At 66.5% G+C, this 12,348-nt stretch carries 8 protein-coding genes; 3 read left to right on the top strand and 5 right to left on the bottom strand.

From position 1 onward, the window contains the following. Window positions 1–40: 40 nt before the first annotated feature. Window positions 41–1,660, bottom strand: coding sequence for an FMN-binding glutamate synthase family protein (locus ACK2SD_RS19000; RefSeq protein WP_039575906.1), 1,620 nt, complete (start codon window positions 1,658–1,660; stop codon window positions 41–43). A gap of 162 nt (window positions 1,661–1,822) precedes the next feature. On the opposite strand from ACK2SD_RS19000, the gene ACK2SD_RS18995 reads away from it, so the two are divergent. After that, complete coding sequence (locus tag ACK2SD_RS18995) at window positions 1,823–2,083, top strand: type B 50S ribosomal protein L31 (protein WP_039575910.1); 261 nt, start codon at window positions 1,823–1,825, stop codon at window positions 2,081–2,083. 28 nt (window positions 2,084–2,111) lie between these two features. Here ACK2SD_RS18995 and ACK2SD_RS18990 read toward each other — a convergent pair whose 3' ends face one another. After that, window positions 2,112–6,410 carry a DEAD/DEAH box helicase gene (locus tag ACK2SD_RS18990; protein WP_412460574.1) on the bottom strand — a complete coding sequence of 1,433 codons (4,299 nt, stop codon included), beginning with the start codon at window positions 6,408–6,410 and terminating at the stop codon, window positions 2,112–2,114. A 113-nt stretch (window positions 6,411–6,523) separates the two neighbouring features. On the opposite strand from ACK2SD_RS18990, the gene ACK2SD_RS18985 reads away from it, so the two are divergent. Then, complete coding sequence (locus ACK2SD_RS18985; protein WP_039575915.1) at window positions 6,524–6,937, top strand: NUDIX hydrolase; 414 nt, start codon at window positions 6,524–6,526, stop codon at window positions 6,935–6,937. On the opposite strand, the gene metR is transcribed toward ACK2SD_RS18985, so the two are convergent. Continuing rightward, a complete protein-coding gene (gene metR / locus ACK2SD_RS18980; protein ID WP_039575916.1) occupies window positions 6,921–7,838 on the bottom strand; it encodes a transcriptional regulator MetR in 918 nt (305 codons plus the stop codon). The genes ACK2SD_RS18985 and metR overlap by 17 nt on opposite strands. Window positions 7,839–8,033: 195 nt before the next feature. Here metR and ACK2SD_RS18975 point away from each other — a divergent pair, with 195 nt between their 5' ends. Beyond that, complete coding sequence (locus ACK2SD_RS18975) at window positions 8,034–9,029, top strand: alpha/beta fold hydrolase (protein WP_039575918.1); 996 nt, start codon at window positions 8,034–8,036, stop codon at window positions 9,027–9,029. A 46-nt stretch (window positions 9,030–9,075) separates the two neighbouring features. On the opposite strand, the gene ACK2SD_RS18970 is transcribed toward ACK2SD_RS18975, so the two are convergent. Then, window positions 9,076–10,350 (bottom strand): sigma-54-dependent transcriptional regulator, encoded by a 1,275-nt coding sequence (locus tag ACK2SD_RS18970; protein WP_412462341.1) that lies wholly within the window; start codon window positions 10,348–10,350, stop codon window positions 9,076–9,078. Between the two features lie 64 nt (window positions 10,351–10,414). After that, window positions 10,415–12,319 carry a sensor histidine kinase gene (locus ACK2SD_RS18965; protein WP_412460573.1) on the bottom strand — a complete coding sequence of 635 codons (1,905 nt, stop codon included), beginning with the start codon at window positions 12,317–12,319 and terminating at the stop codon, window positions 10,415–10,417. Window positions 12,320–12,348 lie beyond the last annotated feature (29 nt).

Raw genomic sequence — 12,348 nt, 5'->3', positions numbered from 1 at the left:
TTGGTGAAAAATTTGTCATGGGGCGTGGGACGGGTATGCCTCAGGCGGCGATTTCGCTGTGCGGCTCGAAGCTGTCGGCACGGGCGAGCTGCCACATCCGCGAATAGAACTGGCCGTCCACTTCGCCGGTCAGCAACTCGCCAGGCTTGAGGAACACGTGCATCTGCGAGAACAGCTTGATCTCGGTTGCGCTGATGCGCCGTACCAAATGCTTGGCCTCCAGTTGCGCCGGATGCTCGAGGCCGGCGGCGGCCAGCATTTCGGCCAGCGCGCGCAGGGTGTTGTGGTGGAAATTGAGCACACGCTGGGCTTTGTCCGGCACCACCAGCGCGCGTTGGCGCAAGGTGTCCTGGGTGGCGACGCCGGTGGGGCATTTGTTGGTGTGGCAGCTCTGCGACTGGATGCAGCCGATGGCGAACATGAAGCCGCGTGCCGAGTTGGCCCAGTCGGCGCCAATGGCCAGCACGCTGGCGATATCGAAGGCGCTGACGATCTTGCCGCTGGCACCGAGCTTGATCTTGTCGCGCAGGTTCAGGCCTACCAGGGTGTTGTGCACGAACAGCAGCCCCTCGCGCAACGGCACGCCGATGTGGTCGGTGAATTCCACCGGCGCTGCACCGGTGCCACCTTCCTTGCCGTCGACGACGATGAAGTCGGGCAGGATGCCGGTCTCCAGCATGGCCTTGGCGATGCCCATGAATTCCCACGGATGGCCCAGGCAGAACTTGAATCCAACCGGCTTGCCGCCCGACAGCTCGCGCAGCGTGGCGATGAACTGCATCATCTCGATGGGCGTGGAAAAGGCGCTGTGGCGCGAGGGCGAGATGCAGTCCTCGCCCATGGCGATGCCGCGCGTGTCGGCAATTTCCTGGGTGACCTTGTGCTTGGGCAGGATGCCGCCGTGACCGGGCTTGGCGCCCTGGCTCATCTTGATTTCGATCATGCGCACCTGTGGGTTGGCCGCCTGTTCGGCGAAGCGCGCCGGATCGAACTGCCCGTCGGCGCTGCGGCAGCCGAAGTAGCCGCTGCCCAGTTCCCAGACCAGGTCGCCGCCGTGTTCGCGGTGGTAGGGGCTGATGCTGCCCTCGCCGGTGTCATGGGCGAAGTTGCCCAGGTGCGCGCCTTGGTTGAGGGCGCGGATCGCGTTGGCGCTCAGTGAGCCGAAGCTCATCGCCGAGATGTTGAAGATCGACGCCGAGTAGGGTTGGCTGCACTGCGGCCCGCCGATGTCGATGCGAAAGCTCGCCGGATCGGCCAACGGTGCCGGACGCATCGAGTGGCCGATGAACTCGAAGCCGGACTCGTACACATCGATGAGCGTGCCGAAGGGTTTGTCCGAGGCCTCGTTCTTGGCCCGGGCGTAGACCAGCGAACGCTGGGCGCGGGAGAAGGGCAGCGCGTCGCTGTCCGATTCCAACAGGTACTGGCGGATCTCGGGGCGGATGCCCTCGACCAGGTAACGGATGTTGCCAAGGATCGGGTAGTTGCGGCGCACCGCGTGGCGCGTCTGCAGCAGGTCGAACAGGCCAAGCAGGCTGAGCACGGCGGTGGTCAGGGTGAAGGGCCACAACCATTCGTGATGCAGGAAGGGCAGGCTGGCCAGGGTGAACAGCACGCACCCGGCGAACACAGCGTAACGGCTCAGAAGTGACAGACTCATGCGAAATTCCCTTGCGAATGCTTCGGTCGAACCTCGACCTTAGCCCGCCGCGGCAAGCATTGGCCAGTCTGAGGTAGCACGAGCAAATGAAATCTTCGGTATCAAAAATCATTCTCAAAATATTATGTTATAAAGTATCTTTTTCGATCCGAGGGTACTTCCATGAAAGCAGGCATCCATCCCGATTACCGCCCCGTGCTGTTCCACGACACGGCAGCGGACGCATTCTTCCTGATTGGCTCGACGGTCGAGACCGACCGCACGCATCGGCACACCGATGGCCAGACCTACCCCTACGTGGCGTTGGATGTGTCCAGCGCATCGCACCCGGTGTACACCGGCCAGCAGCGCAAGACCACGGTCGAGGGGCGTGTGGCCGGGTTCAACAAGCGCTTTGCCGGGTTTGCCGGGCAGGCGAAATAAGCGCGCACCCGCCGCCGCGTCGAGCCGGTCAGGGATTGCGTATCGGGGCGCCGCGCAGCAGGTGCTGGCGCCATGCGTTTTGCTCCTCGCCGGTGGCCTCGACCAGGCAGCGGAACTTACCGCCTGCCCGTACGGCCACCGGTACGCCGTCGCGGTAGAGCAGGCGATTGGCGCTCAGCGCTGGCAGCTTGGTGCCCGGCAGTAACGTGCCGAGCAGATTCAACGGGTCGCTGCCGCTGACCATCACCCCCTCACCCTTCGCCTCGCGCCGGCGTACCTGGCGCAACGAGGCCACGGCTTCGGGCAGGGCGAATTGTTCGCCAGCGAGCCCTGCGATGAAGCGACCGCCACGGATTTCCCCGCGCGCTTCCAGTCGGTGGTAGCAGCGCAGCAGATCGCGCCAGGGCGGCAGCAGTTCGCTTTCACGCTCCAGCAGGCGCCAGCAGATCACGCCATAGCGGCGCAGCAACACGCGGGCGATGTACTCAAGGCGCTCGTCGTTGTCCTGTTCGAGGCTGCCACGGCGCAGCAATGACCAGCGCCCGGCCTGGAGCATGGGGCTGGCAAAGGCCACATGACTGCGCCGGCCATGCCGCGCGGTGCGCCTGCCCACGGGCGTGATCAGGCTGCGCAAGCCGCTGAAGCCGTCGGCTGCGGCCAGTCCTGAGCCGACCAGTTCCTGCAGCGCCGTCTCCAATTCGCTGGGCAACAGGCGCGCCTCATCGACGAGTTCGTCGAAGAACAAGGCGCCGTGCGCCTTTAAGGCCTGGTGCACGCGCTGCGCCCGTGGCCCCAGCGTATCGGGATCGGCGCCGCAGGTCAGGCTGCGCCACAGGCCCAGGCGTTCGCGTGGCAGCAACACCAGCGGCGTGCTCGACAGCGTGCTGCTCGACACGCTACCGGTGAGCCGGGTCCAGGCCCACTGACCGCTGCGGCAGGCGTCATCCAGCCAATGTGGGCTGTAGTCGCCGATACGGGTGGGCAGCACGTCCGCTTCCCAGGCCCCGGCCGCGCAAGGGAAGCCTTCGAGTTGCGCCAGTACCACGGTCACGGCCTGAGGACCGCGCAAGCGTTCGTCGACGCTCAGGTGCTGCCAGTCGAACAGAAAACGCATGAAGTCCTGCAGGCTGACCGGCTCGATCTCTCGACGCAGACGCTTGACCGTATAACGATGAATCCGCGCCAGCAGATGCCGTTCGCACCACTGCAAGGCCGGTTGCGCAGGGCTGAAGTGTCCGCGCAGCAGATAGCCTTCGCCTTCCAGTCGTGCCAGGCCCTGTTCCACTTGGGTTTCGCGCAGACCCAAGGGCTCGGCGATCTGCGCCAGCGTCTGTGGGCCGAAGCCACTGAGGCGGGCGCGCAGCAACTCGCACAGGGCGTCGTCGGCAGCGACAGGCTGGTCGAAGCCCGGCAGCGCCTGCACCGCAGGCGTCAGGACGGCGCCGGGGTACAGGGTGGTCAGCGCCTTGAGTCGCTCACGGGGCAGCCACAGGCCTAGGTCGGCCGTCTCCAGGCGACAGGCACGCCCCCCGCGGGTCAAGTCCGCGAGCAGGGCGTCCCAGCCTGGGTTGGCCTGCACCTCCTCGGCGGTGACCACGCCCAGGCTCATCAGCGCTTCGTGCAGTTCATCGGCGTCACGCGGTTGCGGCCAGGCCTCGATTGCGACGGCCTGAATCGCCTCGGCATCCAGGGCGCCCAAGTCATCGGCGCTGTGCACGTCGCTCCAGCGTCGATTGAGCACCGCCTGGGTGCGCCGTTCTTCCAGCGGCGCGTCGTCGAGAAAGGCATAGGGCCGCGCGTTGAGGATGGCCGAGGCCAGGGGCGACGGGGCTGGCAGATCACGGGCGAGCAAGCGCACTTCGCCGCGCTCCATGCGCCGCAGCAAGGCCAGCCAGCCCTCGCTGTCCATGGCGTCGTGCAGGCAGTCGTCCAGCGTCTGCTGCACCAGAGGATGGTCCGGCACCTGGCGTTCGCCGACCAGGTTTTCCAGGCAGGCGATCTGGTCGGGAAAGACCGACGCCACCAGGTCTTCACTCTTCATCCGCTGGATCTGCGGGGCCACTTTGCGCCCGCCGACGTAGCGCGGCAGCGCCATCGCCGTAGCGGCGTTCCAGCGCCAGCGCACACTGAACAGCGGCGCGTCGAGCAGCGCCTGGATCAGGATCGACTCGGCGCTGCGGCTGGAGAGGTAGCGCCACACCTCGTCCAGTTCGAAGCTATGGCTGGTGGACAACGACAGCACGATGGCATCTTCGCTGGCCGCCGCTTGCAGCTCGAAGTTGAAGGTGCGGCAGAAGCGCTTGCGCAGGGCCAGGCCCCAGGCGCGATTGATGCGGCTGCCGAAGGGGGCGTGAATGATCAGTTGGGTGCCGCCCGACTCGTCGAAGAAGCGCTCCATCACCAGCGTCTGCTGCGAGGGCAGGGCGCCGAGCACGTGCCAGGTCCGCCCCAGGTAGTCGAGCAACTGACGGGCGCTGTCCTCGCCCAATGCGTAGTGCGTCATGAGCCAGTTCAGGGCGGCGTCGGGGTCGTCGGCCTGGCGTTGCAACTGCGCATCCAGGCCCTGTTGCAGACGCGCCACCGCCGCCGACAGCTCGTCGCTGCGTCCCGGCGCTTCGCCTATCCAGAACGGGATGTTCGGCGCCAGCCCCTGGGCGTCTTCGACCCGCACGCGGCCTGGCTCGATTCGCAGAATGCGGTAGGAGGCGTTGCCCAACTGGAAGATGTCGCCGGCGAGGCTCTCCACCGCGAAATCCTCGTTGACGCTGCCGATGTTCAGCGCCTGGGGCTCGAGCAGCACGGCGTAGTCGGCGGTCTGCGCAATGGTGCCGCCGCTGGTCAAGGCGACCAGCTGGCTGCCACGCCGACCGCGCAAGGTGCCGCTGACGGCGTCGCGGTGCAGGTACGCGCTGCGCACACCCTGGCGGCCGTTGTAGCCCTCGGCGAGCATGCGCAGCACCGCCTGGTAGCGTTCATCGCTGAGCGCGGCGTACGGCGTGGCGGCGCGCAGGCAGTCCAGCAGCGCCTGCTCGGGCCACGGCTGGTTGCTGACTTCGGCGATGATCTGCTGGGCCAGGACATCCAGCGGGGCTTCTGGCAGGTGCAGGGCATCGAGCTCGCCACGCTGTACGCAGTCGAGCAGGGCCGCACATTCGATCAGGTCGTCGCGGGAGGTCGCGAACAATCGGCCTTTGGGAATGCCATCGACCTGATGCCCCGAGCGGCCCACGCGTTGCAGGAAAGCAGCGATGGAGCCGGGCGAGGCGATTTGACACACCAGGTCGACCTCGCCGATATCGATACCCAGCTCCAGCGAGGCGGTGGCCACCAACAGCCGCAACTCGCCGGCTTTCAATCGCTGTTCTGCCGCCAGCCGGTGCTCCTTGGCCAGGCTGCCGTGGTGGGCGGCCACCTGGTCCTGGCCGAGGCGCTCGCTCAGGTGGCGGGTCAGGCGCTCGGCCAGCCGTCGGGTGTTGACGAACACCAGCGTGGTGCGGTGCTCGCGGGCCAAGGTGGCGAGGCGGTCGTAGACCAGGTCCCAGACATCGTTGGCCATTACCGCACCCAGCGGCACCGGCGGCACCTCGATGGCCAGGTCGCGCACACGGGTATGGCCGACGTCGACGATGGCGCAGGGTCGTTCATGCCCGACCAGGAACTGCGCGACCCGCTCGATGGGACGTTGCGTGGCCGACAATCCTATTCGCCGCAGCGCCCGTCCGCTCAGGGCTTGCAGACGCTCCAGGCTCAGCGCCAGGTGGCTGCCGCGCTTGTTGCCGGCCAGGGCATGGATCTCGTCGACGATCACCGTGTGCACCTGGGTCAGCCCGGCGCGCCCGGACGCCGAGCCAAGCAGCACGTAGAGCGACTCGGGCGTGGTCACCAGGATGTGCGGCGCGCGCCGGCGCATGGCGGCGCGGTCTTTCTGAGGGGTGTCGCCGGTGCGCACGGCGGTGGTGATCTGCGGCGCGTGCAACCCCAGGTCGGCGAGCGTCTGGGCAATGCCTTCCAGCGGCGCCTGCAGGTTCAGGCGGATATCGTTGGACAGCGCCTTGAGCGGCGAGAGGTAGACGACTTGGGTGTGCGCGGGCAACTCGCCGCCGAGCGCCAGGCCTTGGCGGAACAGTTCGTCGAGCACGGCGAGAAAGGCGCTGAGGGTCTTGCCCGAGCCGGTGGGGGCGGCCAGCAGCATCGACTGCCCGGCGTGGATCAACGGCCAGGCGCGGGCCTGGGCAGCGGTGACCGTGGCGAAGCGTTGCCCGAACCATTGGGCCACCGCAGGGTGGAACAGGTCGAGCGCCGGGTGGTGCAAGGCGGGCAGGTTCATGCCCCGTTTATGGCGACTGAATGCCCGCTTGGCAAGGGGCCATTCGTCTGGCTTGAAGCGCACGGGGCCTTTTCGGGTATCCTCCCCGCCCCGTCGTTGAGGAAGCCCTGCCCATGTCCCAGATCATCCATATCGCCGCTGCCCTGCTCATCGATCCGGCCGGCCGGACCTTGCTGGTGCGCAAACGCGGCACCCAGGCCTTCATGCAACCCGGTGGCAAGATCGACGCGGGCGAAACGGCGGTGCAGGCCTTGGCGCGCGAACTGCACGAAGAACTGGGCCTGCACATCGATCCCGAGCAGGCGGTGCACCTGGGCCGTTTTAGCGCGCCAGCGGCCAATGAGCCGGGTTTCGAGGTCCAGGCCGAGCTGTTTCGCGTTCACTGCGCCGAGGCGGTGACGCCTGCGGCGGAAATCGAGGAAGTGCAGTGGCTGGCCGCCGACCAGGCCAGCGCCCTGACCCTCGCGCCCTTGACCCGTGACCTGATCCTGCCGCTGTGGCGCGACGCCCTCAACGCACCGCGCTGACCCCATCGAGGGTGGCGAACGAGGTGTCCTTGGCCGTCAGCAGAAAGTCGCGCATGTACGGCGCATCGAGCATGTCGGTGCGCACGGCAGCATAGAGCGTGGCGAACAGGCCCTTGTCGCCCAGGCGCTTGCCCTTCACGTAGCCGCGCGAGCTGTACTCGTGCAAGGCCCAGTGGGGCATGCCGCACACGCCACGGCCGCTGGCCACCAGTTGCATCATCATCACGGTCAGTTCCGAAGTGCGCACGGCGGCCGGTTCGATGTCCGCTGGCTCCAGGAAGCGGGTGAAGATGTCCAGCCGATCGCGCTCCACTGGGTAGGTGATGAGCGTCTGGTCGACCAAGTCTTCCGGCACGATGTAGGGCTTGGTCGCCAGCGCGTGCTGATTGGCCACCGCGAGCATGGCCTCGTAGGTGAACAGCGGCACGTAGGTGATGCCGGCCAGGTCCAGCGGGTCGGAAGTCACCACCAGGTCGAGGTCGCCACGGGCCAGCGCCGGCAGCGGAGCGAAAGCGAAACCCGAAGCCAGGTCCAGCTCCACCTCCGGCCAGGCGTCGCGGAATTGATCGATGGTCGGCATCAGCCACTGGAAGCAACTGTGGCACTCGATGGCCATGTGCAGGCGACCGGCGGTGCCGCCGGCCAGGCGCGCGATGTCGCGTTCGGCACCGCGCAGCAGCGGCAGCGTGGCGTCGGCCAGTTGCAGCAGGCGCAGGCCGGCGCTGGTGAAGCGGATCGGTTTGGTCTTGCGCACGAACAGTTGCATGCCAAGGCGCTCCTCCAGCTCCTTGAACTGATGCGACAGCGCCGACTGGGTCAGGTGCAGGCGCTCGGCAGCCTCCACAAGGCTGTCGGCCTCGCGCAAGGCATGAAGGGTTTTCAGGTGACGGATTTCCAGCACGTGCAGCTCCGTGAGCAAATTTTGAGGAAAATCAGATGGGGTTGAGTTTCCCTCATGTTGCGCGGTGTGTCGACTGCAGGATTCATGACCGTTCAGCGACCTTAATCAAACTGTCACGCAACTGTGGCAGCGCGCTTTAACGGATTTCATCAGACTCGCGCTCTACTGGGGATTTGCATTCTGGTGTTTCTGTCCATGCGGTACTTTCTGATTATTGTTCTGCTGCTGTGCGGGGGGCCGGCCGGTTTCGCTGCAGGGCGTTGCGATGCCCAGGTGCCGGTGCAGCGCGCCGAGCTGGGGGGATTGAGCCTGGTCTACCAGAGCGTCGGTACGCCGGGCGATCCGGCACTGCTGCTGGTGATGGGCTTGGGCGGGCAACTGATCCACTGGCCGGACGACGTGGTCGAGGCGTTGTGCCGCCAGGGCTTTCGGGTGATTCGCTACGACAACCGCGATGTCGGTCTGTCGCGTTGGAACCAGCCGCCGGCCTCGGCCAACCTCACCGTCGAACTGCTGCGCTACAAGCTGGGGTTGCCAGTGGCTGCCCCTTACAGCCTGACTGACATGGCCGGTGACGGCCTCGGGCTGATGGATGCGCTGGGCATCGAGCAGTTCCATGTGCTGGGGGTGAGCATGGGCGGCATGATCGCCCAGCATCTGGCGGCCATGGCGCCGCAACGGGTGCGTAGCCTGACCTTGATCATGTCCAGCTCCGGCGCCCAGGGCCTACCGGCGCCGAGCGCGGCGTTGGTGCAATTGCTCGCCCGGCGCAGCGCACCGAGCCGCGAGGTCGCGCTGGAGCAGCAGGCCGACTTGTTGGCGGCACTGGGCAGCCCAGCGGTGCACGATGACCGCGCGGTGTTGTTGCAGCAGGCCGCGCAGGCTTACGACCGGGCGTTCAATCCGGAGGGGGTCAAGCGCCAGATCATGGCGATTCTGGCCGAGCCGAGCCGGGTACAACTGCTCAACCGCCTGCGGGTGCCGACGCTGGTGGTGCATGGCACGGCCGATCCGTTGCTGCCGGTGATGCACGGCGTGCACCTGGCCGCGCACATCCAGGGCAGTCAACTGCGCTTGATTCCGGGCTTGGCGCACCGATTCCAGGAGCCGTTCAAGGCGCCGTTGCTGGCGGCGGTACTGCCGTATCTGAAGTCGCATCGCCAGGAAACGGCGCACATCGCCGGGCTTTGAGCAGGCTGGCGTCTAGGCCTGGAACCGCGCCGTCGGTGAGAGGCGCTCAGCCCAGGCCGTATTTCTTCACCTTGTCGAACAACGTGGTCTTGGCCATGCCCAGCTCCTGGCTGGCCTGGCTGAGGTTACCCCCGGTGCGCTGCAAGGCATCGCTGAGCAAATTGCGCTCGAAGGCTTCGACTGCCTCGGCAAAGCCCAGGCCCTGGCTGCCGCCGACGCCGGGTTTCTTGAACGCTGGCAGTCCCAGCGCGTAACGCTCGGCGACGTTGCGCAGCTCGCGTACGTTGCCTGGCCAGTCGTGGGCCATTAGCCGCGACAGGGTCTGGCTGTCCAATTGCGGCGCTTCACGATCGAAGCGCAGCGCTGACTGCTGGAGGAAATGTTCGAACAACTGGAGGACGTCTTCGCGGCGTTCGCGCAGTGGCGGCAGCTCGAGCGTAACCACGTTGAGGCGGTAGTACAGGTCGCTGCGGAACTGCCCCGTGGAGCCCAGCGCGTCGAGGTCAGACTTGGTGGCGGCAATTATCCGGCAGTCCACCGGGATGCTCTGGTTCGAGCCCAGCCGTTCGAGCGTGCGCTCCTGTAGTACGCGCAGTAGCTTGATCTGCAGGTTGACGGGCATGCTCTCGACCTCGTCGAGAAACAGCGTGCCGCCATTGGCGTGCTCGATCTTGCCGATGCGCCGCTTGCCGGCGCCGGTGAAAGCGTTGGCTTCGTGGCCGAAAATTTCGCTCTCGAACAGGTTCTCCGGCAGACCGCCGCAGTTCAGGGCCACGAACGGCGCGCTCTGACGGCGGCTGAAATCGTGCAGGCAACGCGCGACCAATTCCTTGCCGGTGCCGGTCTCGCCTTCGATCAGTACGTTGGCTGAGGTATCGGCGACGTTGGCGATCAGCTCGCGCAGCGCCTGCATGGCCGGCGAGCGGCCGATGATGCGCGCTTCCAGCGAGCCCTGGCCAGCCAACTGCTTACGCAAGGCCACCACTTCGCGTGACAGCCCGCGCTGCTCCAGCGCGCGGCGCACCACGTCCACCAGCCGCTCCGGCGAGAACGGCTTTTCCATGAAGTCGTAGGCACCGTTGCGCATCGCACCGACCGCCATGTCGATATCGCCGTGGCCGGTGATCAGCACCACCGGCAGGCTGCGGTCGCGGGCCTTGAGGCGGTTGAGCAGTTCCAGGCCATCGATACCGGGTAGACGGATGTCGCTGACGACGATACCGGCAAAATCGTCGCCGATACGTTCCAGCGCCTGTTCGGCGCTGCCCACGCCTTCGCAGGCGATGTCCTCCAGCGCCAGCGCTTGCTGGCAGCCGAGCAGCACGTGGGGGTCGTCTTCGACGATCAGGACGGTCAGGGGAGCTGGGGTCATGGGGACTCTTCGTTCATGGTGTATCGGCCGAGTCGGTGGCGGGCGTTGCCAGCGGCAGGCTGAGGACGAACGCGGTGCCGCCGCCGGCAGGGTGTTCGACGCTCAGGGCGCCTTTGGCCGCAGCGGCCAGGCTGGCCGACAGCGTCAGGCCCAGGCCCAGGCCGTGCTCGCCCGGTTTGGTGGTGAAGAAGGGTTCGAACAGGTGTTTGCGCGCTTCATGGTCGATGCCGTGGCCGTTGTCGCGTACCCGCAGGCGGTAGCGGTCGCCGGCCAGTTCGCCCTCCAGCCACAGTTGCGGGTGGGCTTGGGCAGTCATGGCGTCCAGCGCGTTGCCGATCAGATTGACCAGGATCTGTTCCAGCCGCGTCTGGTCGATGGCCAGTGCCTGGTCGTCGAAATCGCGGTGCAATTGCAGGCCGCAGGCACCGATACGGTTGGCCAGCACCTGCAAGGTGGCCTCCACCGCGCTATCGAGCGACGCCAGGCCGCTGTCTTCGCCGCGGCGGGCGAAGGAACGCAGACTCGCGGTGATCCGGCCCATGCGGTCGATCAGGTCGTTCATGGTGCGCAGATTGGTGCTGGCGGTGTCCAGGGCGCCGCGTTCGAGGAAGCGCACGGTATTACCCGAGAGCGTGCGCAGCGCCGCCAGTGGCTGGTTGAGCTCGTGGGCGATGCTGGTGGACATCTGTCCAATGGCGGCCAGCTTGCCGGCCTGGACCAGCTCGTCCTGGGCGTGACGCAAGGTTTGTTCGGCATGACGGCGTTCGCGGATCTGACCTTTGAGCCGCTCGTTGCTGGCGCGCAGGTCGGCGGTACGCTCGGCGATCCGCCGTTCCAACTGGCTGTTGGCTTCTTCGAGTGCTTCGCGGGCCGCCAGGCGGGTAGCGATCACCTTGCGCCGCTCGTTCCAGGCGATGCCGAGGATCGCCAGCAGGGCGAAGGCGACGCCTACCAGGATGCCCTGGATCATCGACTCGCGGTGCAAGTCCTGCAACGGGGTGAGCAGGGTGAAGTGCCAGGGCGTATCGGCCAGACGTCGGGTCTGTGCCAGGTAGGTGACTTCGTGGCTGGCGTCCTGGCCGCTGTCGCGGCTGGCCGGGAAGGTGAGTTTCTCCACGCCATCGCCCAGGGCTTCGCGCGCCAGAGGGTGCAGCTCGTTGAGCGGCCACCAGTAGTACTGCAGGCTGCGCGCCAGGTCCTCCTTGACCTGAGGGGTCAGCGGGCGGACCGATTTGAGCCGGCGCGCCGGATCGCTGGAAAGAATGATGATGCCGTTCTCGTCGCTGACGAAGGCCTCCAGGCGCGCGCGCTGCCAGCGCTCCTCCAGCGTGTCCAGGCGCACCTTGATCACTGCCACGCCGATGATCCGACCGTGCTCCTCCAGGCCATGGGCCAGGTAATAGCCGGCCTCGCCAGTGGTGCTGCCGATGCCGTAGAAGCGCCCCGGTTGGCCGCGCACGGCATCCTGGAAATAGGCGCGGAAGGCCAGGTCCTCACCCAGGAAGGAGTCGGGGTCTCGCCAGTTGCTGGTGGCCTGGACCCGGCCGTTGGTGTCCAGCACATAGATGGCCCGGCTGCGGCTGCGCCGGTTCAGGCCTTCGAGGTATTCGTTGACCGCCTGGCGTGGACCGCCTTCGGGGTCGGCGAGCAATTGCGAAACGCTGTCTTCGAGTTCCAGCAGGCTGGGCAGGTAGGTGTACTTGCTGATTTCGCTCTCGACCGTGCGCGCATGCAGCTCGAGCTGGCGTTCGCCGTTCTCGCTGAGGGCGCGGATGCCGTTGCTCTCGCTGATCATGTAGCCGACCGACCCCAGGCCGACCATCAGCAGAATGATCAGAGGCGGTAGAAACAGTTGGCGGATCAGGCGGGATTTCACGGCAGGCTGTGCAGGGCGAAGAAGCGAGGGATCGCATTTCATCACAGTGGCCTTGTCACCACCAGCGTGCG

The organism is Pseudomonas sp. SC11 (genome assembly GCF_047039205.1).
In the GTDB taxonomy this organism is placed as follows: domain Bacteria; phylum Pseudomonadota; class Gammaproteobacteria; order Pseudomonadales; family Pseudomonadaceae; genus Aquipseudomonas; species Aquipseudomonas boreofloridensis.
This window is presented reverse-complemented; position numbering and strand designations above follow the sequence as displayed.